Origin of the sequence: Oceanicola sp. 22II-s10i, assembly GCF_002210105.1 — a bacterium.
Classification (GTDB): domain Bacteria; phylum Pseudomonadota; class Alphaproteobacteria; order Rhodobacterales; family Rhodobacteraceae; genus Pseudooceanicola.
Genome location: NZ_AQQU01000005.1, coordinates 311,560 through 334,542, shown reverse-complemented (window position 1 = coordinate 334,542; position 22,983 = coordinate 311,560). Strand labels below are relative to the sequence as shown.

Here is a 22,983-nt window from a genome sequence, read left to right as displayed (position 1 = left end):
CTCGCATCGCCGGGGCCGGGGTCAATATGCTGCATCGCAGCGTCAGGTTTCGTGATGCATGTCGTCGCGTCCGCCGCCCGCCGCCGCCTGTTTATTGGGCAGGCGTGGCGGTCGGATGGGGCGGTCTCACGCCGCCGTGACCACCTCGGCGATGGCCGAGTCGATGGTGTCGACGATCCGGTCGATGTCGTCTGCCGTCGAGATCAGCGCGGGCGACAGGCACAGGGTGTTGTTGAAACCGGGGATCGAGCGGTTGGTCATCCCGATCAGGACGCCGCGCCGGTCGCAGGCGCCGACGACCTGCTGCACCAGACCTTCGGCCATCGGCTCCTTCGTCTTGCGGTCGGCCACCAGTTCGGCCCCGGCGAACAGCCCCAGCCCCCGGACGTCCCCCACGCAGGCGTGCTTTTCCTTGAGCCCTTCGAGACCCGCCATCAGCCGCGCGCCCATCTCCCTGGTGTTGGCCAGTAGGCCCTCGTCCTCGATGATGCGCATGTTCTCGATCGCCGCGGCGGGGCCTGCGGTGCAGCCGCCGAAGGTCGAGATGTCGCGGAAATGGTCCAGCGGGTCCGAGGCGTCCGAGCGGAACTGGTCGAACACGTCCTCGGTCGTGACGAGGCAGGCAATGGCGGCGTAGCCCGATGCGACGCCCTTGGCCATCGTCACCATGTCGGGCGTCACGCCGTAGTTCTGGTAACCGAACCATTCGCCGGTCCGGCCCACGCCGCAGACCACTTCGTCGATATGCAAAAGGACGTCGTACTTTTTGCAAATCTCCTGCACCCGCTCCCAGTAGCCCTTGGGCGGGACGATCACGCCGCCGCCGGCGGTTACGGGTTCGAGGCAGAGTGCACCCACGGTGTCGGGGCCTTCGCGCAGGATCACCTCCTCGATCGCGTCGGCGGCGCGCTGGCCGTAAGCCTCGCCGCTCAGGTCCCACTGGGCGCGGTATTCGAGGCAGTGCGGCACCTGCACGAAGCCGGGGGCAAAGGGCCCGTACTGCGCGACGCGCTGTTCCTGACCGCAGGCGGACAGGGCGCCGATGGTGGTGCCGTGGTAGTCGCGTTCGCGGAACAGGATCTTGGTCTTCTTGCCGCCATAGCGCTTGTGGGCGATCTGGCGGACCATCTTGAACGCCTTCTCGTTCGCCTCGGAACCGGAGTTGGTGTAGTAGACCCGGCTCATCCCCGGCATCTTGGCGATCAGGTTCTCGGCAAAGATCGCACCCGGCACCGACCCGGCGCTGCCCGCGAAGTAGTTCATCTTCACGACCTGATCGCGGATCGCGTCACCGATGCTTTCGCGTCCGTAGCCCACGTTGACGGTCCAGACCCCGCCCGACACGGCGTCGAGGAACTCGGTCCCGTGCTGGTCCCAGACCCGCATGCCGCGGCCCTCGACGATGATCCGCGGATCCTTGGTGTCGAAGGCGCGGTGCTGCATCAGGTGGTGCCACACATGCGCGCGGTCGGACTGGACCACGCCGCTCAGATCGTTGTCGTACATCGGGGACTCCTCGTCGCTGTCGTTGCACCCACAAAGCGGCGGACGCGACGTCAGGGACAGCGCCAGCCTGCCGGAAACGGGGGAACCAGAGCGGATAACGTTGCCTCGGTCCTGCGTGTCGTCGCATCGGCGGTTGGCCGAGAACCCATGACGACGTGCCCTGTCGCTGGTAGTTCCGCACCCGTCCGGGGCGCGGCGACATCACCTGCGGGGACAAGTGGCGGGCTTGACCGATATGGGATGCCATCCTCTGGCGGGGATGGTATGCAGGGCCTCATGAACACGCCGCTAGACCACGAAGCGATCCAGCCCGACACGCCGACCGCCATCGCGGAATGGGTGGCCGACGTGCTGCGCGACCGGATCGTCAAGGGCGTCTACCCCCCCGGTTCGCGGCTGGTGGAGCGCAAGATCTCGGCGGAACTCGACCTGTCCCGGACCCCGGTGCGCGAGGCGCTGAAGCTGCTGCATGCGGACGGTCTGATTTCCATCTCGCGCAACAAGGGCGCGCAGGTGCTGCAATACGGGGCCGACGAGGCGCTGGCGTTGTTCGAGATCATCGCGGCGATCGAGAGCCTTGCCGCCGAGCGGCTGGCGCGGACCATCGACGCGGCCACGCTGGACGAGATCGAGGAGATGCATGCGCGTATGCTCATGTATCACAAGGTCGGCAACCACACCGACTACTTCGACATGAACTCCGAGATCCACGACTTCATCGTCCAGCGCTGCGGGAATGAAATCGTCGAGGACACGCACCGCCGCCTGATCGCACGGGCGCGGCGGGGGCGGTATCTGGCGATCATGCGCCCCGACCGGCTGGAGCAGGCGGTCGGCGAGCACGAGACGCTGATGGAGGCGCTGCGGGCGCGTGATCCGGAGGCGGCGGCCAGGGTCTGGCGCCAGCACCTGACGCATACGGGTGAAACCGTCGCCTCGGTGCTGGCCGAAGAGGGCTGAGGCTCAGGCCGCGCGGGCACGGGCCCAGAGCTTTTCCGCCACCTTCTGGGCCTCGGCCACGACCGCGCCCATGTCCATCCGGGTCGGGCGGCGGTCGCGGACCAGCCATTCGCCCTCGACCATCACGTCGGTGACGTTCGCGGCGCTGCCCGAATGTGCGAGGATCCCGAAGCCATCGATCACCGGGCGCAGGTTCGGCGCGTCGGGGTCGAGCAGGATCAGGTCCGCCGGTCCGCCGACCTCGATCCGGCCCGTGGCCGCGTGGCCCTTCAGCGCGGCGGCGGGGGAGGTGGTGGCCCAGCCAAAGACCTCCGCCGCATCGAGGTCGAAGGACATGCCCGCCCGCCAGCGGGCCGAGGCGATGGCCATGCGCATCGCCTCGAACATGTCAGCGGATTTCGTGTCGGTGCAGATGGTGATCCGTGCGCCCGCGTCACGCAGCGCCTTGATCGGGGCGGCTGCGCCGAAGCTGGCGTTGCCGATGGGGGCATGGGCGACGATGCCCCGCGCCGCGCCGAAGCGGGCGATGTCGCTGTCGGACATGAAGATGCAATGCGCCGCGATCAGGTCGGCGTTCAGCAGGCCGAGGTCGTCGAGGAACTCGGTCGGGGTCAGTCCCTCGCGCGCCCGCAGCTGATCGACCTCCATCTGCGACTGGCTGAGGTGGGTGTGGACCTGCTTGCCCGACTGCGCCGCCAGTGCCGCGATTTCCCGGAACATGTCGCGCGAACAACTGTCGGGGGCATGGGGCGCGAGCATGGTCGTGATCCGCCCCCTGCCGTCCCATTTCGCCTGCACGTCCAACGCGGCTTTCAGCGTCGCCTCGCCCAATGCCGCGTCCCGTTCGAAGCGTCCCTGTGCCAGCGCGGCGGTGTCCATGTCCATCACCCGCCCGCCGATGATCGCGCGCAGGCCGAAGTCATCCGCCGCCTGCGCCAGCGCCTCGGGGCAGCGGTAGTAGTCCACGATGGTCGTGGCCCCGGCACAGAGCATCTCCATCACGCCGAGCCGGGACAGGGCGAGGCTGTCCTCGTCCGACAGCCAGTGTCCCTGCGGCACGCCGGGGGTGTAGGCAGGGGCAAAGCCCTTGTCCTCGACCATGCCGCGCACGATCATCAGCGGCGAGTGGTTGTGGCTGTTGACCAGCCCCGGCAGGCACAGCGCCCCACGCGCGTCGATCACCTCGTCGCCGGGCAGGGGAGACAGCGCATCGCCGATCTGCACGACTCGCCCCTCCTCGATCCGGATATCCGCGCCGAAGCGGACCGCTGAGTCGGGGGTGAGAAGGGTCACGTTTCTCAGATGGGATGCCATTTCAGTTTTCCTTCTGCCAAAGAACTGTGCAAACTGCCGTCATTCACGCCCGAATATCGGAAAGTTTAAGAAAACATGCACTCCAGAGTCGCTTCCGGGTCGCATGTCGGGGGTCGGATCGAGCTAATCCAGATGGCATTCCATTTGCAAGACGGCATCAGAACCGATCGGCATCACCTGAAACCGACCAACCGAACCGGACATGAGGACCATCATGAAACGCCAGTTTTCCGCCGGCATCTCCCGCCGCACCCTGCTCAAGACCTCCGCCTACGCCGCCGTCGGCACGCTCGCCGCGCCGTCGCTTCTGCGTGCATCCTCCTCGGAAATCGTGATCGGCTGCGCCGGGTCGCACACCGCGTGGATGGAACAGATCGTCGCCCCGCACATGAAGTCGGCCATCGGCGCGGACATCCTGTTCGAAGGCACCAAGTCCTCCGTCAACCTCGAGAAGATGGCGTCGAACAAGGACGCGCCCTACCTGTCCGTCGTGCAGATGGACGATCCCGTCATGATCCAGGCGGTCGAGGCCGAGCTGCTGACCCCGATCACCGCCGATGCCGTGCCGAACATGACCGACCTGCGCCCCGACGCGGTGCACATGGACGGCATGTGGTGCAACTACGTCCAGCCCTGGGCGGGCGTGGCCTACAACACCGACATGGCCGACGGCGTGCCGTCCTGGGCCGCGCTGTGGGACCCGGCGAATTCGGGGCAGGTCATCATCCCGTCGCTGCAGAACACCGAGGGCATGTGGACGCTTTTCGTCGCCGCGATGCTGGGGTCGGGCAAGCCGTTTGCCGAGGCGCAGTATGAAATCGACGCGGCCTTCGCCAAGCTCGAAGAGCTGAAACCGAACCTGCTGTCGGTCTATTCGACCATGAGCCAGGCCTTCAACCTGCTGGAGCAGGGCGAGATCTCCATGCTCGCCGGCAACTTCTCGTCCTACACCCTGCCGCGCAAGGCAGAGGGTGTGCCGGTCGATCTGGCCGCCCCCTCCGAAGGCATCTTCGCGATGCCGTCGGGCATCTGCCTGGTCAAGGGCGGGCCGAACCCGGAACTGGCGCAGGCCTACGTGAACGAGATGCTGGGCGAGACGATGCAGGCGGCGATCGCCGATTTCGCGACCTCCGTCCCCGCCAACACCAAGGTCAAGGCCGGGGCGGTGATCCCCGACGGCGTGGCGATCTACAGCCCCGACTGGGCCTTCGTCGCCAAGAACCGCCGCGACTGGATCGACCGCTTCGACAAGCTGATGGCGGTCTGAGACCCATGGGCATGACGGCGGAGAAAGCCCCGGCGGGGCGCCATTACCTTGACGTCTGGGGCGTGGCCAAGTCCTTCAAGGGCACGCGCGTCATGTCCGACATGAACTTCCGGGTGGAGCGGGGAGAGCTGGTGTCTCTTCTCGGTCCCTCGGGCTGCGGCAAGTCCACGCTGCTGCGGATCATCGCGGGTCTGCTGGACGCCGACGAAGGCTCGGTCGTGCTGGACGGGCGCGACATCACGCGCCAGCCCGCGCACAAGCGCAACATCTCGGTCGTGTTCCAGAACTACGCGCTGTTCCCGCACCTGACGGTGGCCGAGAACGTGGCCTTCGGCCTGCGCGCGCGGGGCATGGCCAAGGGCGCGACCGGCGCACCGGTGGCCGACGCGCTGGCGCTGGTGCGGATGACCGAGTTCGCCGACCGCCCGATCGCGGCGCTGTCCGGCGGCCAGCAACAGCGCGTCGCCGTGGCGCGGGCGCTGGTGGTGGGGCCGGACCTGCTGCTGCTGGACGAACCCTTCTCCGCCCTCGACCGCAAGCTGCGCGAGACGATGCAGGTGGAGCTGAAATCCCTGCTGCTGGACCGTGGCATTACGGCGATCTTCGTCACCCACGACCAGGAAGAGGCCATGGGCGTCTCGGACCGGATCGCGGTAATGAACGCCGGACGGATCGAACAGTTCGCCGATCCCTCGACACTCTATTCCCGTCCCGCCTCGCCCTTCGTGATGGATTTCGTCGGGCTCTCCACCCGGCTGGAGGCCGTGTCGAAGGGCAGGGACGGGGACCTGACCGTCTTCGACACCGCCTATGGCAAGGTCCGCGCGCAGGAGAACATTCCGGCGGGGACCAGGGCACTTGTCGGCGTGCGGCCCGAACTGGTGAAACCCGGCGAGGGCGAGAACCGGATCGCGACCACGCTGGCCGACGTGATGGTGCTGGGCTCCAAGACCGTGCTGCATGGCGGCGCGGGCGAGGTCGACCGCATCCTGTGCGAACTCCCCGGCATCCGGTCGGGCATGGCGCGGGGCGACAAGGTGGAACTCGGCTGGGCCGTCGGTGACACGCTGGTCTACGGGATGGCCTCATGACCTCGCGCATCGACCGCATTTCGCTGCTGGCGGTTCCGGGGCTGGCCTACCTTGCGGTGATCTACGCGCTGCCGCTGCTGATCCTGCTGGCCAAGTCGATCCGCACGCCCGACGGTATTTCATTCGCAGAATATGCCGCCTTCTTCTCGGACGACTACAACATGGGCGTCCTCTTGCGGACCTTGCGCGTCGCCGCGCTGACGACGCTGCTGGCGCTGCTGATCGCCTATCCGACCGCCTTCGCCATGAACCGCGCCAAGGGGCCGATGCTGACCGTCTTCCTTGTCGCGATGGTCCTGCCGATGTCGCTGGGCGTGGTGGTCAAGGCCTTCGCCTGGTCGATTCTGTTCCGCGCGAACGGGTTCATCAACACCTCGCTGCAATGGATCGGGCTGACGGAAAAACCCGTCCGGATGTTGTTCACCGAAACCGCGCTGGTGATCGGCGCGGCGAACGTGTTCCTGCCGTTCATGGTGCTGCCGATCTACGCCGTCGTCCGGCAACTGGACCAGCGCCTGCCCGAGGCCGCCGCCTCGCTCGGTGCGACGCCGTTCTTCCGGTTCTTCCACGTCACCCTGCCGCTGACCCTGCCGGGCGTCGTCGCGGGGTCCGCCTTTACCTTCTCGATGGCGATCTCGATGTATGTCATCCCCTCGCTGATCGTCGGCGAACGCCAGCAGACGCTGTCGATGCTCATCGCCCGAAGCTTCCTCTACCTCAGGAACGAGGCGCTCGGCTCCACCATCTCGGCCGTGCTGCTGGCCATCGCGATCATCGTGGTCGTGTTCTCCAGCTGGCTGGCCCGCAGGCTGGAGGCGCGGCAATGACCCAGACCGACCGCATCTTCCGCGTGCTGAGCTGGGTCATCGGCCTCGGCTGCGTGTTGTTCCTGATGCTGCCCATCGTCATCACGGTGGCCGCCTCTTTCACCTCGTCGCCGGTCTATACCCTGCCGCCGCCCGACTGGTCGCTGCGCTGGTATCAGTCGCTCGACCGTCGCTCGGGGCTCTGGGATGCGGTGGTGCTGTCGCTGAACCTCGCGCTCGTCTCGACCGCGATCTCGCTGGTGCTCGGCACACTCGCCTCCATCGGCGTGGTGCGCGGGAACTTCCGGGGGCGGGAGTGGGTGGCGACCTTCGCCGTCTCGCCGCTGATGATGCCGGGGCTGGTGGTGGGCGTGGCGCTCTTGCAGTTCTTCCGCGAGATCGGTCTGCGGGACGCCTACTGGTCGCTCCTGCTGGGCCATATCGTCATCACGCTGCCCTTCGTCATGCGGACGCTGCTGGCCTCGATGGGGGCGTTCGATTTCTCGATGATCGACGCCGCCCGGACGCTAGGGCTCAGCTATCCCCGCGCGATCATGAAGGTGCTGGTCCCGAACCTCGCGCCCGCCTACCTGACCTCGGGCCTTTTTGCCTTCCTCGCGTCGATGGACAACTACCCGATCTCGATCTTCCTGACAGATGCGCGGAACAAGACGCTGCCGATCAAGATGTTGCAGTATCTCGAGGAACAGCCCGATCCGTCGCTGGCGGCCATGTCGTCGGGCCTGATCCTGCTGGCGGTGATCGTGCTGCTGGTCGGGTCGCGGACCGTGGGCCTGAACAGGATGATCCAGGGATGACCGACCGCCGCGACCTCAAGGGCTACTTCGGGGCGGACCCCGCGCCCTGCTGGCCCGATGGCGCGCGGCTGGCCGTCTCCTTCGTCGTCAACGTGGAGGAGGGGGCGGAGCTGTCCATCGGCGACGGCGATCCGCGCAACGAACCCACCTACGAGATCCGCGAGGAGGTCGAGGGCGTGCCCGACCCCTGCATGGAAAGCCATTTCGCCTACGGCACCCGGCGCGGCCATGCCCGGATCGCGGAGGCCTTCGATCGCTACGGCGTCAGGGCGACCTATTCCACCTGCGGACGGGCGGCGGAGCGTTTGCCCTGGCTGATGCAGGACATCGCGAGCCGGGGGCACGAGGTGTCCTGCCACGGCTGGCTCTGGGAACGGCACGCGCATATGGACCGCGCGACCGAAGCGGCGGACATCGCCCGCACCCATGCGGCCATCGCCGCCGCCTGCGGCACCGCACCGGTCGGCTGGCATACGCGGTCGGCCTCGTCGGTCAACACCCGCGACCTGCTGATCGAACGGGGGGATTTCCTCTACGACAGCGACTGCTACGACGACGACACGCCCCGGATGCAGGGCGGGCACGTGATCCTGCCCTATGCATTCGACACCAACGACATGCGCTTCTCGCCCGGCGGCGGGTTCGTACAGGCGCGGGATTTCTCGGACTACGTGATCGGCGCCTTCGACCGGCTCTATGCCGAGGGCGCGACGGCGGCGCGGATGATGTCCATCGGCCTGCACCTGCGGATCATTGGGCGCCCCGGCCGCATCGCCGGGCTGGAGACGGTGCTGGCGCATATCGCCGGACATGAAGGCGTCTGGATTGCCCCCCGCCGCGACATCGCCGCTCACTGGGCGCAGGTGCATGGGGGCGGGGTATGAGCCTGATGGACCTCTCCGCCGTGGCGCTCGCCGCCGAGGTGCGCGCGGGCCGCGCGACACCCGAGGCAGCGGCGCGGGACGCGCTGGCGCGCATCGAGGCGCTGAACCCGGAGCTGAACGCGATCTGCGCGATGAACCCCGCGCTGATGGACGAAGCTGCGGCTGTCGCGGCGCGGCTGGTGGCGGGCGAGGACCTGCCGCTGGCGGGTGTGCCGGTCGTCATCAAGGACAACATCTGGGTGAAGGGCCTGACGATCACGCAGGGCTCGCGCCTGTTCGCGGAGTTCGTCGCGCCCGAGGATGCGCGGTGCGTGGCGCTCCTGCGGCAGGCGGGCGCTATGATCGTCGGCATCGCCACCTGTTCCGAGTTTGCCTGCAAGGGCGTCACCAACACCCCGCTGCACGGGCGGACGCTGAACCCGCTCGACACCACGCGGACCCCCGGCGGCTCCTCCGGCGGGCCGGTCGCGGCGGTGGCATCGCGCATGGTGCCGCTGGCCATCGGCACCGACGCGGGCGGGTCCAGCCGCCGGCCGCCTGCGCATACCGGTGTCGTGGGCTTCAAGCCGACGCAGGACCTCGTGCCATACGGGCCGGGGTTCGACGAACCCGTCTGGGGCATCTCCGCCATCTGCCCGATCGCGCGGGACGTGGCCGACGTGCGTCTGGCGATGTCGGTGCTGGCCGAGATGCCCGAGGGCGCGCCGCTGACAGACCTCGCCGCCTCGCCGGACTACGGGCTGGGGCAGCTGCTGGACGAGGACATGGCCGTGGCGTTCGATCAGGCCGTCGCGCGGATCAGGGTGGATGGCCTGAGAGTCACCGACGCCGCCCCCGACTGGCAGGGCCTGACCGGCGCGTCCGTCATGCCGCTGCAGTTCGCCGGTCTCGCCGCGCTCTTCGGCGAGGCACACGCCAAGACGCCGGACATATTCGACCCCGACCTCGCCGCCCAGATCGTTCAGGGCGCGGGGTTCACCGGCACCGATGTCGCCCGCGCGCATCACGCCTCGCACCGGATGCGCGAGATCCTGACCGCGTTCCTGTCCGAACACGACGCGATCCTCGTCCCGACGACCCCCTGCGCCGCGTGGCCGGTCGGCCAGCTTACCCCCGACACCATCGGCGGCGCGCCCTGTGCCCCGCGCGACCATGCCGCCTTCACCCCGCAGGCCAATCACGCGGGCTGTCCGGCCATCTCCATCCCCTGCGGCACGACCCGAGAAGGCCTGCCGCTCGGCCTGCAGATCGTCGCGGGCCGGGGGCGCGATGCCGCGCTGCTCGACCTTGCCGCGCGGGCCGAGGCCCTTCTGACCAAACGCCAACACCAAGAAGCAAGCTGATGCGCATTCTCCTTCTGAACCCCAACATGACCCAGGCCATGACCGACACGATGGCGGACATCGCCCGTGACGTCGTCGGCGACCGGGCCGAGATCGTGCCGCTGACCGCTGCCAAGGGCTTTCCCTACATCGCCTCGCGCGCCGAGGCGCAGATCGCGGGCGCCATCGCGCTGGAGATGATCGCCGAGAACCTCGACGGCATCGACGCCGTGGTCATCGCGGCCTTCGGTGACCCCAGCCTCGCCCCCGCGCGCGAGATCTTCGACCTGCCCATCGTCGGCATGGCCGAGGCGGCGGTGCTGTCTGCGGCGATGCTGGGCGAGCGGTTTTCGGTCGTCACCTTCACCCCGCTCATGACCCGCTGGTACGAGGACTGCATCAAGAGCACCGGCCTGGGGTCCCGCTTCACCGGCGTCAAGACGCCGGGGATGCAGGAGATCGACGTCGGCTCGGTCGCCAAGGACCTCAAGCCGGACCTGATCCGGCTGGCGAACAGGGCGGTGCTGGAGGACGGGGCGGACGTCGTCATCCTCGGCGGCGCGCCGCTGGCGGGTCTCGCGCAGCAGATCGCGGGCGAGGTGCCGGCCATCGTCATCGACCCGATCTCGGCGGCCGTGGCGCAGGCGATGGCGCTGGCGGCGATGAAACCGGTGTTCATGGAACGCGCCTGCAAGCCCGCCGCGAAATCCTCGGTCGGGTTGCCCAAGGCGCTGGCCGACACCATAGCGATGAAGGCGGGCGCATGAGCTTTGACACGATCATCCGGGGCGCGCGGGTCGTCACGCCGGGCGGGGTTTCCACCTGCGACATCGGGATCGAGGGCGGCGTCATCACCGCACTCGGCACAAGGCTGGACGGCGCGGCCGAGGTCATCGACGCCACGGGCCTGATCGCCATGCCCGGCGGGATCGACAGCCATGTCCATATTTCCCAGCCCTCGGGGCCGGGGATCGAGATGGCGGACGACTTCGCCTCGGCCACCCGCTCCGCCGTCGCCGGGGGCAATACGACCGTGCTGCCGTTCTGCCTGCCCGAGGATGGCCAGACCCTGCGCGAGGCGGTGGCGGACTATCACGCCAAGGCGGCGGGCAATTGCTTCTGCGACGTGTCGTTCCACCTGATCGTCAAGGAAACCGACCCGGTCACGCTGGGGCAGGACCTGCCCGCGCTGATCGCCGCCGGGCACACCAGCTTCAAGGTCTTCATGACCTACCAGGGCCTTGCCCTGAGCGACCGGCAGATCCTCGAGGTCATGGCCGTCGCGCGAGAGCAGAATGCGCTGGTCATGGTCCATGCCGAGAACGAGGACGCGATCGAGTTCCTGCGCGACAAGGCCGAGCGCGAGGGCCAGACCGGCCCGATGCATCATGCCCGCACCCGACCCGTGCCGGTGGAGCGCGAGGCGACGCACCGGGCGATCACGTTGGCCGAGATCGCGGATGTGCCGTTGACCATCGTGCACGTCTCGAACGGCGAGGCGCTGGACGAGATCCGGCGCGGTCGCCAGCGCGGCGCCAAGGTGTTCGCCGAAACCTGCCCGCAATACGTGACGCTGACCGCCGACGATCTGGACCGGGCCGGGTTCGAGGGGGCGAAATACGTCTGCTCGCCGCCGCCCCGCACGGCGGGCGAATGGGACGCGATCTGGTCCGGGATCACCGGCGGCGATTTCGAACTGTTCTCCTCCGATCACTGCCCGTTCCGCTTTGCCGACGAGGCCGGAAAGGACGCGCCGGGCGCGCGCAAGAGCTTCCGCAACATCCCGAACGGCATTCCGGGGGTCGAGACGCGCCTGCCGATCCTGTTCTCCGAAGGCGTGGTGAAGGGCCGGATCTCGCTCGAGAAATTCGCGGCGATCACGGCGACGAACCACGCCCGGCTCTACGGGCTGGAGCGGAAGGGCGCGATCATGGTCGGCAAGGACGCGGATATCGTCCTGTGGGATCCCGCGCTGTCCCGTCCGATCCGGCAGGCCGACCTGCACCATGGCGCGGACTACACCCCGTGGGAGGGCTTCGACATCACCGGCTGGCCGGTGCGGACGATCCTGCGCGGGCGGACGGTGATGCTGGACGGCGCGCCGCTGGCCGAGGCCACGGGCGGCCACATCGCCCGGACCGCGCCGGACGTGCTGCGCTAGGTCCGCTCGGGCAGCGCAAGCAGTGCCGCGACCTCGCGCGCCGCGCAACGCACCGGGTTGATCAATGGCACCGCCACGCGGGCGCGCAACCGCTCCGCCGCCGCGCCGAGCGGGCCGCCCCCGATGATGACACGCTGCGCGCCCGCCGCCACGGCCTGTCCGACAGCCCCGGCCAGCGCATCGTCGAGCCCGGACTCCGTCGCCATCAGCCCCAGCGGATCGCCCGCGGCGAAATGGTTGCCGAGGAACAGGCCGTGCCCGGTTTCGGGCAGCGTGTCATGGACGAGCGCCGTGATCTCGCGATCCAGCTCGGGCGTCGTGGTCGCCACGGCGAAGGGCAGGCCATCCCGCGCCGCCGCACGGATCGCCGCCGCGCCGATCCCGACCACGGGGCAGGGCAGCCGCAGGGCCAGCGGGCCCGCGCCGGGATCGCCGAAGCCCGAGACGATGACTGCGGCCGTGTCCGCGGGGACCTCGGTCGCGGCCACGGCACGGCCCGCGCGGATCAGCGAGGCCGGGTCGGCGATCAGCTCGGGCCCGCGACTGGCGGTGAGCCCGACTGGCGGCTCGGCCAGTTCCTCTGCCGCGATGGCGCACATCGCGACCGTGGCGCGGAGGCTGGTGTTGGGGTTGATCAGCAGGATGCGCGTCATGGAATTCCCCCTCTCGGATGCGAAACGGCAGGCGGGTGGGTCCGGGCGCCTGATAATGGGATGCCATTTGGAGTGCGCGTTTTCAATACGTATTGAGAGGTCATCGGCGCCGCGTCTGGCGATATCGTGAAATTGCATCCCATTTAAGCGAACGCCGGGGACCGTCTGTTCCGGGCGGCAAGGGCAGGGTGTCTTGACTCGCCTCCCGCCGCGCGGATCAATGCCCCTGTTCAACGGGAGACTGACATGACGACAGGCGGACGACGCGAGGACCGGCGGCTGGTGACGGGGACCGGGCGCTATACGGCGGACTGGCGGCTCGACGGCGAGGTGCATGGCGTCTTCGTCCGCTCGGACCACGCCCATGCCGTGATCGAAGGCATCGACACCGACACCGCGCGCGAGATGCCGGGCGTGCTGGCGGTGCTGACCGGCGCGGACCTCAAGGCGGCGGGCTATCGCCGCGCACCGGGCCGCATGCCGGTCGAGGGCGTGGACGGCCCGCTCAAGGCCGTCGACGTGCCGAGCCTGCCGATCGACCGTGTGCGCTACGTGGGCGAGCCGCTGGTGCTGGTCGTCGCCGAAACCGAGGCGCAGGCGCGCGATGCGGCCGAGACAGTGACGCTCGACCTCGACCCGCTGCCTGCCGTGGTGGGGGCCGCCGCCGCGCTGGAGGCGGGGGCCGCGCTGCTGCACGACGACATTCCCGGCAACCGTTGCTTCGAACATCGCTACGGCGACGACTCGGCGACCGAGGCGGCCTTCGCCGGGGCGGCCCACGTTGTGAGTGTTGCGCTTGAAGGCAACCGGCTGATCGGCAACCCGATGGAGCCCAAGGCCGTCCTCGCCGAATGGCGCGGCGACGAGGTGCACCTGTGGTCCGGCCACCAGGGTGTGACCGCGATCCGCCCCAGCTTCTGCGCGGCGACGGGGATGGATCCGGAAAAGGTCTTCGTCCACGCCGAGGACGTCGGCGGCGCGTTCGGCATCCGGGGCGACGCCTATCCCGAACACGCGGCGCTGGCGCTGGCGTCGAAGGAAATCGGGCGCCCGGTCCGCTGGGTGGCCAGCCGGTCGGAAACCATCGTGTCGGACATGCACGGCCGCGCGATCAGCATGACGGTCGAGCTGGCGCTGGACGCGGAGGGCAGCTTCCTCGGCATCCGCCACGACTGGTTGGTCGACTGCGGCGCGTTCCCGAGCGCGGCGGGGCCGATGACGCCGGTCGTGAACTCGGCGGCGATGGCCACGGGGGCCTACCGCATCCCGGCCATCTCGGGCCGGACGCGGGTCGCTGTCACGAATGCCGTCCCTGTGACCGCCTATCGCGGCGCCGCGCGGCCTGAAATGGCCTATGCGGTGGAACGCGCGGTGGACGAAGCGGCGCGCGTGTCCGGGATCGACCGGGTCGAACTGCGCCGCCGCAACATGCTGAAGGGCACGGATTTCCCCTATCGCCTGACCACCGCCGTCGTTCCGTCCGAATACGATTCCGGCGATTTCTCCACGCTGCTCGACACCGGCCTCTCCGCCGGTGGTTGGAACGGGTTCGACGCGCGCCGGGCCGAGGCCGCGTCACGCGGGAAACTGCGCGGCATCGGCTGCGCGCTGTTCATCGAACCGGCGGGCGGGGTCGCGCCTGTGGACGAGGTGCAGATCAGCTTCGACGGGTCGGGCAAGGTCTGGCTGGACCAGGTCTCGCAGGCGTCGGGCCAGGGATACGAGACGGTCTATCCGCGCCTCGTCGCCGGGGTGCTCGGCATCGACGAGGCGGATGTCTCGCTGCGCTTTCAGGATGGCGTCACGGTCGCGCTCAAGGGCGGCGGCGCCTTCGGATCGCGCTCGATGATGAGCCAGGGCTCGGTCTTTGACGAGGCCGCGCGGATCGTCATCCGCAAGGCCCGCGCCATCGCCGCCGAGATGCTGGAGGCGGAGGAGGACGCGATCGAGGCCGATGGCGGCGTCTACCGCGTGAAGGGGGCGAACCGCTCGGTCAGCCTGTCGGACATCGCCCGCGACAGGCCCGGTGCGCTGGACACGCGGGCTGAACTGCCGTCGCCCAAGTGCTTCCCCTCGGGCATGCATGTGGCCGAGGTCGAGATCGACCCCGAGACAGGCGCGCGCGAACTGGTGAACTACATCTCGGTCGACGACTGCGGCACGGTCATCGACGAGACGCTGGTGATCGGCCAGATCCACGGCGGTCTGGTGCAGGGGCTGGGGCAGGTGTTCGGGGAAAAGGTCAGCTACGACGAGGACGGCCAGCTGCTGACCGGGACCTTCATGGACTATGTCATGCCCCGCGCCGACATGCTGAAGAAGGTCGCGATCCTGCTGCGCGCCACCCCGTCGCCGTCGAACCGTCTGGGGGTCAAGGGCGTGGGTGAGGCCGGGACGGTCGGCTCGCTGCCCGCCGTGATGAACGCCGTCGCCGATGCGCTGGCCCAGAAGGGTGTGACCGGTTTCGACATGCCCGCGACGCCGGGCCGGTTGTGGCAGGCGCTGCAGTCGGCCTGAGGCATCATCCGTCGGTCCGGGGCGCCGTGTCGGCATTCGCCGTCGCGGCCTCCCGGAACCGCGCGATCAGCCCGCGGCGGGCAAGGTCGATGGCATCCGGCAGTCTGCGCCCTTGCGCCAGCGACACGGCGATCCCGGTGGCCAGCTGGCACCCGGTGCCGCGCAGGGCAACGGCGAAGCGTGGGCCGGTGAAGCGGATGACCTTGTCGGCGGACAGGTAGAGCCGGTCTTCGCAGGACTCCACGTCCTCCGCGTGGCCGCCTTTCACCAGCACAGCGCCACAGCCGCGGTCCATCAGCGCGCTGACCCGCGTGGCTTCGTCGGACGTAGAGGACAGGCCGAGGCAGGCGGCCAGAATCCCCAGTTCAGGCAGGTTCGGCGTCAGCAGGGTTGTGCGGGGCAGGAGGGTGTCGAACAGCGCGGCCACGCCGTCCGGGTCCAGCAACGCGCGGCCAGATGAGGCGGAAAGGACGGGATCCAGCACGAGGGGCGCGTCGGGGAGCGCCTCCGCCACCGCGCGGACGATCGCTGACTCGCCCAGCATCCCGATTTTTGCCGCGTCGACCGGACCCGCCGCGTGGACCTGTGCCGAGACGAGCGCCGAGGACATCCGGCGGACGTCCAGAACCGAAGCGTCCGTCTGCGCCGTCACCGCCGTCACCGCGACGCAGGGCTCAACTCCCATCCGGGCGGCCGTCGCCACGTCCCGCGCCAGCCCCGCGCCGCCACTGGAATCCGTTCCGCCTATGAGAAGGACGCGCGCCATCACCCCTCAGCGCAGATCGCGACGTCGGGGTGGCCGCGCCCGGCGAGGTCCCGCGCGGCCCGCCAAGCCCGCAGACCGGTGGCGCAGACGAAGACGACGCGCTGCGTGGTCTGGGGGTGCAGGGTTTCCGGCCCCGGCGCGGCGGGGTCGCGCAGGTCGATGACGATGTCGCCGGCGCCGGTTTCCGCCCGCGCCACGATCCGCGGCAGCGCTTGGTCCGGTTCCGGCGCGCCGTCGAAGCGGAAGGACGACACCCGCCAGGTCGTCAGGTCGATCGACAGCATCTGCCCGAGCGGCGTGGGCGCGTGTCTCAGCAGGACCGACAGCGCCATCTGCGCCTGCAACGCGCCGAGCGTGCCGACGAGCGGGCCCATGACGCCGGCGCTGGCGCAGGTCTGACCGGTCGGCGGCAGGTCGGGAAACACCGCCCGCAGGCTGGGGGCCGGGCCGCAGAGCCCGACGACATAGCCCTGCCGGGCGAGGCATGAGGCGCTGATCAGTGGCTTGCCCTGCGCGCGGCACTGATCCGACAGCGTGTAGCTGACCGCGAAACTGTCCGCCGCGTCGATCACCAGGTCGGCAGAGGCCACCTCGGCGGCCGCGTTGAGCGGATCGAGGCGGGCGACCAGCGGCTCGACCGTGCAGTCCGGGTTCAGCGCGCGCAGCGTCGCGGCGGCGGCGCGGGACTTGGACTGACCGATGTCGCCCATCCGGTAGAGCGTCTGGCGGTGCAGGTTGCTCTCCTCCACCACGTCCGGGTCGATGACACGCAGATGCCCGACGCCCGCGCCAGCCAGCAGCGGCAGCACATGCGCGCCCAGCCCCCCGGCCCCCACAACCAGCACCCGCGCGGCGGCAAGGGTGGCCTGACCCACGAGCCCCACCTCGGGCAGGCAGGTCTGCCTGTCATAGCGGCCCATCACGCGACCTCCCGCGTGGCGGCGATCCATTCGGCGCAGCGCGCCTCGGGGTCCGCCGCCTGCTGGATGTCCGTCACCACCGCCGCACTGTCCGCACCGGCGGCGAAGACCCCCGGCAGCCGTTCGGGCGTCAGTCCCCCGATCGCGACCAGCGGCACGCCACCCGCCGCCGCCTTCCAGCCCCGCACCCGCTCGAGGCCCTGCGGCCCCCATTTCATCTTCTTCAGCAGCGTCGGATAGACGGGCCCGAGCGCGACATAGGCCGGGTCGTGCGACAGCGCTCGGTCCAGTTCCGCCTCGTCATGGGTCGACAGGCCGACCCGCACGCCGCCCCGGTGCAGGGCCGCGAAATCGGCCGTGTCCATGTCCTCCTGCCCAAGGTGGACGAAGTCGCAGCCCATCTCCAGCGCGATCTGCCAGTAGTCGTTGACGACCAGTTCCGCGCCATGCGCCGCGCAGACCGACCGCGCACGGGCGATCTGGTCGCGGATGTCGGCCTCGGGCCGGTCCTTGATCCTCAGCTGCACCAGCTTCACGCCAAGGGGCACCAGCCGCGCCAGCCGCTCGGCGTCGCCCACGATCAGGTAGAAGGGATCGAGCCGCCTCATGCCAGGTCCGCCATGCCGAAAACGGGGGTGGAGGCCACGGCCATGTCCCGGCGCGGCATCAACCCGGCGCGATGCGCTTCCTGTCCCGCCTCGACCGCGCGGCCAAAAGCGCGGGCCATCGCGACCGGGTCCAGCGCCTTGGCGACCGCCGTGTTCAGCAGCACCGCGTCATAGCCCATCTCCATCGCCAGCGCCGCCTGCGACGGCGCGCCGATCCCGGCATCCACCACCAGCGGCACTTCGGGGAAATGCGCCCGCATCGACCGTAGCGCGTCGATGTGGCGAAGGCCCTGACCCGAGCCGATAGGCGCGCCCCAGGGCATCAGGACACGGCACCCGGCCTCGATCAGCTTTTCACCCACGATCAGGTCCTCGGTCGTGTAGGGGAAGACGTGGAAGCCCTCCCCGGTCAGGATCCGCGCCGCCTCGACCAGCGCGAAGGGATCGGGCTGGAGCGTGTCGGCATGGCCGATGACCTCCAGCTTGATCCAGTCGGTGCCGAAGACCTCGCGCGCCATCTGCGCGGTCGTCACCGCCTCGCGCACCGTGTGGCAGCCGGCGGTGTTGGGCAGGATGCGGCAGCCGCAATCCTTGAGGAAGTCACGGAACGCCCCGCCCGCCGCCCCTTCGCGGCGGAGCGAGACGGTCACCACCTCGGCCCCCGAAGCCGCGACGGCATCGCGCAGGATCTGCGGCGAGGGATATTGCGCCGTGCCCAGCATCAGGCGGCTGGTCAGGGGGACGCCGTAGAACATCGCTCAGCCCCCCTGCATCGGCGACAGGACCTCGACCTTGGCTCCGTCGCGCAGCGCCGTCCCCTCGCGCAGTCCGCGCGGGACGAATGCGCCGTCCACCGCCGTGGCCACGCTGGCGGCGTCGAAGGCCTGTTCCGCAAGCAGGGCCGCGAGGGTGTCGGCGGTGGTTTCCGTGAGTGTGCCGTTCAGTTCAATGCGCATGGGTCAGCTCCTCGGTCATCATCCGCGCAAGCTGCTGAGCCAGGATCGGGGCCATCAGGAAGCCGTGGCGGTACATGCCGTTCAGGTGAATGCGGTCGCCCGCGCGCCGGATCGCGGGGATGTTGTCGGGAAAGGCCGGGCGCAGGCCCGCACCGGTGGCGATCAGCTCGGCCTCGGCGAAGGCGGGGTGGACGGCGTAGGCCGCCGAAAGCAGCTCCATCACCGCCCGCGCCGTCACCTGGCCGGGGCGGGCGCTTTCGACCATCGTCGCGCCGACCATGTAGCGCCCCGCGCCGCGCGGGACGATGTAACAGGCAAAGCGGGGATGGATCAGGCGGACCGGGCGGGTCAGGGCGATGTCGGGGGCGGACAGCTCCAGCATCTCGCCGCGCACCGGGCGCAGGTCGGGCAGGTGCGGGGCGGCGGCCATGCCGGTGCAGTCCACGATCCGGCCCCGCGCCGGGCCGGTGTGAACGGCCACGCCGCGCGCCGCCAAACCCTCGCGCAACGCGCCGAGGGCGGCGACAGGGTCCATATGCGCCTCGTCACGGAAATGCAGGCCGCGTGCGAAACGGTCACCGAGCTCCGGCTCCAACGCGCCCGGCCGGACCCATCCGTGCCCCCGCGTCGCGCGGGCGTAGCGGTCGAGCTCGCCGGTGTCGCGTGGCGGGGCGACCACCAGCAGCCCGCGCCGTGTCACGTCCGGCACGCGCGCCGCCCACCAGTCGACGGCGGACTGGCCGCGCAGCACGATCTCCTCCGGCGCGGCCTCGCCTTCGGAGAAAGGCGCCAGCATCCCGCCCGCCAGCCGCGAGGCCGCGGGCGGGGCGTCGGCGGGGTCGATCACCTCGACCTCCAGCCCCGCCTCGGCCAGCGCCGTGGCGGCGCAGAGCCCCGCCACGCCGGTTCCGAGGACCGAGATCATTCCGCCGGGTCCGCGGGAACGTAGAGCTCCCCGCCCTCGCGGAACTTGGCGGCCATCCGCTCCATCCCCTTCTGCTTCTCCGCCTCGGCCCGGATGTCGTGCGAGATCCGCATGGAGCAGAATTTCGGCCCGCACATGGAGCAGAAATGCGCGACCTTGTGCGCCTCCTTGGGCATCGTCTCGTCGTGCATTTCCTGCGCGGTGTCGGGGTCGAGGCCGAGGTTGAACTGGTCCTGCCAGCGGAACTCGAAGCGCGCCCGGCTGAGCGCGTCGTCGCGCCGCTGCGCGCCCGGATGGCCCTTGGCCAGATCGGCGGCATGGGCGGCCAGCTTGTAGGTGATGACCCCGGTCTTCACGTCGTCCCGGTCGGGCAGGCCGAGGTGTTCCTTGGGCGTCACGTAGCAGAGCATCGCGGTCCCGAACCACCCGATCATCGCCGCGCCGATGGCGCTGGTGATGTGGTCGTAGCCCGGCGCGATGTCGGTGGTGAGCGGCCCGAGGGTGTAGAACGGCGCCTCGTGGCAGTGCTTGAGCTGCTCGTCCATGTTGGCCTTGATCTTGTGCATCGGCACGTGACCCGGCCCCTCGATCATCACCTGGCAATCCTTGGCCCATGCGATCTTGGTCAGCTCGCCAAGCGTGTGCAGCTCGGCGAACTGTGCCGCGTCATTGGCATCCGCGATGGAGCCGGGGCGCAGGCCGTCACCCAGCGAGAAGGACACGTCGTAGCGGCGGCAGATGTCGCAGATCTCGTCGAAATGCTCGTAGAGGAAGCTTTCGCGGTGATGGTGCAGGCACCACTTGGCCATGATTGACCCGCCGCGCGACACGATGCCGGTGACACGTTCGGCGGTCATCGGGATCATGTGCAGCCGGACGCCCGCGTGGATCGTGAAATAATCGACGCCCTGTTCCGCCTGTTCGATCAGCGTGTCGCGGTAGATCTCCCACGTCAGGTCCTCGGCCACGCCGCCGACCTTTTCCAGCGCCTGATACAGCGGGACCGTGCCGATCGGCACCGGCGCGTTGCGGATGATCCAGTCGCGGATGTTGTGGATGTTGCGACCGGTCGACAGGTCCATGACGGTGTCCGCGCCCCAGCGGATCGCCCAGACCATCTTTTCCACCTCTTCCTCCATGCTGGAGGTGACGGCGGAATTGCCGATGTTGGCGTTGATCTTCACCCGGAAGTTGCGGCCGATGATCATCGGCTCCAGCTCGCGGTGGTTGATGTTGGCGGGGATGATCGCGCGGCCCTCGGCGATCTCGCGGCGGACGAATTCGGGCGTCACGAGGTCGGGCAGGTCCGCGCCGAAGGGTTCGCCGTCGCGGGTGTGCGCGGCCAGGCGGCCCTCGTTCTCGCGGATCGCGACGAACTCCATCTCGGGCGTGACGATCCCGGCGCGGGCATAGGCCAGCTGGGTGACGGCGCGGTCGCCGGTGGCGCGCAGCGGGCGGCGGGCGACGGGGAAGGCGGGGGTCAGCCGGTCGCCGCTGACAAAGCCGTTGTCGGCGTCGGTGATGATGCGGCCGTCGTATTCCTCGATCTCGCCGCGCGACTGGAGCCAGCCGCCGCGCACCTCGGGCAGGCCCTGCGCGATGTCGATGGCGATGTCGGGATCGGTGTAGGGGCCCGAACTGTCGTAGACGGTCAGGGCGTCCTCGTTCGAGATCCCGATCTCGCGCATCGGGACGCGGATCTCGTGGGTGTCGCCGGTGGCGTAAACCTTGCGCGATGCGGGCAGGGGGCCGGTGGTGATGGCAGGGACGGTATCTTTCATGGCGGTCTCCTCTTGCGATGAGACCCAAGAGAGACTTTCGGCAGAAAGGGGCCGTCCGGCCCGGATGCATGCGCACAGGGCCATCTGGCCCGAAAGGACCGCTCTTCGTTGCGAAGTCTGCGGAAATGCCCTTCGGTCTTCCTACGCCAGTATCAACTGGGTCAGGTTCTAAGGGTCGCGTCACCGGAAAGTGCCCTACGGCACCGTCCTGTCAGCCTCTCAGTCCCCTTGGCGGGACTCCCCTGACGTGGCGGCATCATGTGCCCGGTGCGGGGGCATGTCAACGGGTGGCCTGCGGGCGCAGTGTTTCGGCTGACAGGTGCCGATGGTTCAGGCCGTGACGCGGTCGACCGCGGCGCCGAGGCGGTCGACGATGCGGTCGATCTGCTCCGCCGTGACGTTGTAGGGCGGCGCGACGAGGACGTGATCGCCCAAGGTCCCATCCGCCGTGCCCGAGCCCGGATAGACCAGCAGGCCGTTGTCCTTGGCGGCCTCGAAGACCCGCGCGGCCATGCCGTCGCTGGCGGGGAAGGGGCGCTTGCTGTCGCGGTGGGCCACCAGCTCGATGGCGTGGAACAGCCCGCGCCCCCGGATGTCGCCGACGGCGTCGTGCCCGGCGAACCGCTTCTCCATCCGCTGCCGCAACAGCGCGCCCATCACGCCGACCTGTCCGCCAAGCTGTTCCTCGCGGATGATTTCCTGCACCTTCAGCGCGGCGGCGCAGGCGACCGGGTGGGCCATGTAGGTGTGCCCGTTCACGAAACTGCGCCCCGCCGCGCTGAAGGCGTCGTGCACGGCGGCGGTGCACATGGCCGCCGCGATCGGCTGGTAGCCTCCGCCCAGACCCTTGCCCAAAGTCACGATGTCGGGCGCGATCCCCTCGGCCTCGAAGGCGAAGAACGGGCCGCAGCGATGCACGCCGCACATCACCTCGTCGACGATCAGCAGCACGCCGTGGCGGTCGCAGATCTCGCGGATGCGGGCGAAGTAGCCGGGCACCGGCGGCACCGCCCCGGTGGTCGCGCCGACGACCGTCTCGGCGAGGAAGGCGGACACCGTTTCGGGACCGAGGCGCTGGATCTCCGCCTCAAGGCTGTCGGCGGCGCGGCGGCCGTAGGCCTCGGGCGTCTCGCCGGGCAGGGCGTGGCGGTATTCGAAACAGGGCTCGACCAGATGCGCCTCGGTCAGCATCGGCAGGAACGGCTCGCGCCGCGCCGCATGGCCGCCGCGCCCGAGCGCGCCGAGCGTGTTTCCGTGATAGCTCTGACGCCGCGCGATGACGCGGAACCGCCCGGTGTCCCCGCGCGCGAGGTGATAGCCGCGCGCCATCTTGACCGCCGTCTCGACCGCCTCGGACCCGCTGCCCACGATGAACGCCTTGTCCAGCGGCGCGGTGGTCGCGGCGCAGAGCGTCGCCGCCAGCGCCTCGGCGGGTTCCGAGGTGAAGGCCCCGGTGTGGGCGTAGTCCACCGTCATGGCCTGCCGGGTCATCGCCTCGATCACGCGCGGATCGCCGTGACCGATGCAGCTGACCGCCGCGCCGCCCGAACCGTCGAGGTAGACCCGGCCCTCGGCATCGGTGATCTCGAGCCCCTTGGCGCTGACGGCGACAAGGGGCTTTTCGGGCGTGCGGTGAAAGACGTGGCTTTTCATCTTCGGTCCCTGACTGTCGGTGCGGATGGCCCGCGCGGGCGGGGCCCGGCGCATCGCACAGGTCACAGACAACGC

21 protein-coding genes and 1 riboswitch are annotated in these 22,983 nt (G+C 69.5%); of the genes, 10 read left to right on the top strand and 11 right to left on the bottom strand.

Features of this window, described 5'->3' with window-relative positions:
* Window positions 1–126 precede the first annotated feature (126 nt).
* On the bottom strand, window positions 127–1,506 hold the full coding sequence (locus ATO6_RS15050) for an aspartate aminotransferase family protein (protein WP_088624828.1): 1,380 nt from the start codon (window positions 1,504–1,506) through the stop codon (window positions 127–129).
* A gap of 276 nt (window positions 1,507–1,782) precedes the next feature.
* Between ATO6_RS15050 and ATO6_RS15045 the strand changes: the two genes are divergently transcribed.
* Window positions 1,783–2,466, top strand: coding sequence for a GntR family transcriptional regulator (locus ATO6_RS15045; RefSeq protein WP_088624879.1), 684 nt, complete (start codon window positions 1,783–1,785; stop codon window positions 2,464–2,466).
* 3 nt (window positions 2,467–2,469) lie between these two features.
* Here the strand turns inward: ATO6_RS15045 and ATO6_RS15040 are convergent, their stop codons facing one another.
* Window positions 2,470–3,780, bottom strand: coding sequence for an amidohydrolase family protein (locus ATO6_RS15040; RefSeq protein ID WP_088624827.1), 1,311 nt, complete (start codon window positions 3,778–3,780; stop codon window positions 2,470–2,472).
* A gap of 214 nt (window positions 3,781–3,994) precedes the next feature.
* On the opposite strand from ATO6_RS15040, the gene ATO6_RS15035 reads away from it, so the two are divergent.
* The 8 genes from ATO6_RS15035 to hydA are packed head-to-tail and all read left to right on the top strand — an operon-like array spanning window position 3,995 to window position 12,129.
* Window positions 3,995–5,047: an extracellular solute-binding protein gene (locus ATO6_RS15035; protein WP_254919163.1), complete on the top strand. Its 1,053-nt coding sequence runs from the start codon at window positions 3,995–3,997 to the stop codon at window positions 5,045–5,047.
* 11 nt (window positions 5,048–5,058) lie between these two features.
* On the top strand, window positions 5,059–6,138 hold the full coding sequence (locus ATO6_RS15030; protein ID WP_088624877.1) for an ABC transporter ATP-binding protein: 1,080 nt from the start codon (window positions 5,059–5,061) through the stop codon (window positions 6,136–6,138).
* Window positions 6,135–6,965 carry an ABC transporter permease gene (locus ATO6_RS15025; RefSeq protein WP_088624826.1) on the top strand — a complete coding sequence of 277 codons (831 nt, stop codon included), beginning with the start codon at window positions 6,135–6,137 and terminating at the stop codon, window positions 6,963–6,965. Before ATO6_RS15030 ends, ATO6_RS15025 begins: the two co-directional genes overlap by 4 nt.
* Complete coding sequence (locus ATO6_RS15020) at window positions 6,962–7,762, top strand: ABC transporter permease (protein WP_088624825.1); 801 nt, start codon at window positions 6,962–6,964, stop codon at window positions 7,760–7,762. The genes ATO6_RS15025 and ATO6_RS15020 overlap by 4 nt, the downstream gene beginning before the upstream one ends.
* A complete protein-coding gene (locus ATO6_RS15015) occupies window positions 7,759–8,646 on the top strand; it encodes a polysaccharide deacetylase family protein (protein WP_088624824.1) in 888 nt (295 codons plus the stop codon). Before ATO6_RS15020 ends, ATO6_RS15015 begins: the two co-directional genes overlap by 4 nt.
* A complete protein-coding gene (locus tag ATO6_RS15010) occupies window positions 8,643–9,989 on the top strand; it encodes an amidase (RefSeq protein ID WP_088624823.1) in 1,347 nt (448 codons plus the stop codon). The genes ATO6_RS15015 and ATO6_RS15010 overlap by 4 nt, the downstream gene beginning before the upstream one ends.
* Window positions 9,989–10,735: an aspartate/glutamate racemase family protein gene (locus ATO6_RS15005; RefSeq protein ID WP_088624822.1), complete on the top strand. Its 747-nt coding sequence runs from the start codon at window positions 9,989–9,991 to the stop codon at window positions 10,733–10,735. Before ATO6_RS15010 ends, ATO6_RS15005 begins: the two co-directional genes overlap by 1 nt.
* Window positions 10,732–12,129, top strand: coding sequence for a dihydropyrimidinase (gene hydA, locus ATO6_RS15000; protein WP_088624821.1), 1,398 nt, complete (start codon window positions 10,732–10,734; stop codon window positions 12,127–12,129). Before ATO6_RS15005 ends, hydA begins: the two co-directional genes overlap by 4 nt.
* On the opposite strand, the gene ATO6_RS14995 is transcribed toward hydA, so the two are convergent.
* Window positions 12,126–12,782 carry an aspartate/glutamate racemase family protein gene (locus ATO6_RS14995; protein WP_088624820.1) on the bottom strand — a complete coding sequence of 219 codons (657 nt, stop codon included), beginning with the start codon at window positions 12,780–12,782 and terminating at the stop codon, window positions 12,126–12,128. The genes hydA and ATO6_RS14995 overlap by 4 nt on opposite strands.
* Window positions 12,783–13,028: 246 nt before the next feature.
* Here ATO6_RS14995 and ATO6_RS14990 point away from each other — a divergent pair, with 246 nt between their 5' ends.
* A complete protein-coding gene (locus ATO6_RS14990) occupies window positions 13,029–15,299 on the top strand; it encodes a xanthine dehydrogenase family protein molybdopterin-binding subunit (protein ID WP_088624819.1) in 2,271 nt (756 codons plus the stop codon).
* A gap of 4 nt (window positions 15,300–15,303) precedes the next feature.
* On the opposite strand, the gene ATO6_RS14985 is transcribed toward ATO6_RS14990, so the two are convergent.
* The 8 genes from ATO6_RS14985 to ATO6_RS14950 all read right to left on the bottom strand — a co-directional run bounded on the left by ATO6_RS14985 (window position 15,304) and on the right by ATO6_RS14950 (window position 22,908).
* Window positions 15,304–16,065, bottom strand: coding sequence for a hydroxymethylpyrimidine/phosphomethylpyrimidine kinase (locus ATO6_RS14985; protein WP_254919162.1), 762 nt, complete (start codon window positions 16,063–16,065; stop codon window positions 15,304–15,306).
* Window positions 16,065–16,985: a HesA/MoeB/ThiF family protein gene (locus tag ATO6_RS14980; protein ID WP_088624817.1), complete on the bottom strand. Its 921-nt coding sequence runs from the start codon at window positions 16,983–16,985 to the stop codon at window positions 16,065–16,067. The genes ATO6_RS14985 and ATO6_RS14980 overlap by 1 nt, the downstream gene beginning before the upstream one ends.
* Window positions 16,985–17,593 carry a thiamine phosphate synthase gene (locus ATO6_RS14975; RefSeq protein ID WP_088624816.1) on the bottom strand — a complete coding sequence of 203 codons (609 nt, stop codon included), beginning with the start codon at window positions 17,591–17,593 and terminating at the stop codon, window positions 16,985–16,987. The genes ATO6_RS14980 and ATO6_RS14975 overlap by 1 nt, the downstream gene beginning before the upstream one ends.
* Window positions 17,590–18,348 carry a thiazole synthase gene (locus ATO6_RS14970; protein WP_088624815.1) on the bottom strand — a complete coding sequence of 253 codons (759 nt, stop codon included), beginning with the start codon at window positions 18,346–18,348 and terminating at the stop codon, window positions 17,590–17,592. The genes ATO6_RS14975 and ATO6_RS14970 overlap by 4 nt, the downstream gene beginning before the upstream one ends.
* A 3-nt stretch (window positions 18,349–18,351) precedes the next feature.
* Window positions 18,352–18,549, bottom strand: a complete 198-nt coding sequence (gene thiS, locus ATO6_RS14965; RefSeq protein WP_088624814.1) for a sulfur carrier protein ThiS — start codon at window positions 18,547–18,549, stop codon at window positions 18,352–18,354.
* Entirely contained in the window at window positions 18,539–19,474 is a 936-nt protein-coding gene (locus tag ATO6_RS14960; RefSeq protein ID WP_088624813.1) for an FAD-dependent oxidoreductase, read from the bottom strand. Before ATO6_RS14960 ends, thiS begins: the two co-directional genes overlap by 11 nt.
* Complete coding sequence (thiC, locus tag ATO6_RS14955; protein WP_088624812.1) at window positions 19,471–21,255, bottom strand: phosphomethylpyrimidine synthase ThiC; 1,785 nt, start codon at window positions 21,253–21,255, stop codon at window positions 19,471–19,473. The genes ATO6_RS14960 and thiC overlap by 4 nt, the downstream gene beginning before the upstream one ends.
* A gap of 121 nt (window positions 21,256–21,376) precedes the next feature.
* Window positions 21,377–21,509, bottom strand: a riboswitch (TPP riboswitch).
* Between the two features lie 76 nt (window positions 21,510–21,585).
* On the bottom strand, window positions 21,586–22,908 hold the full coding sequence (locus ATO6_RS14950) for an aspartate aminotransferase family protein (RefSeq protein ID WP_088624876.1): 1,323 nt from the start codon (window positions 22,906–22,908) through the stop codon (window positions 21,586–21,588).
* Window positions 22,909–22,983 lie beyond the last annotated feature (75 nt).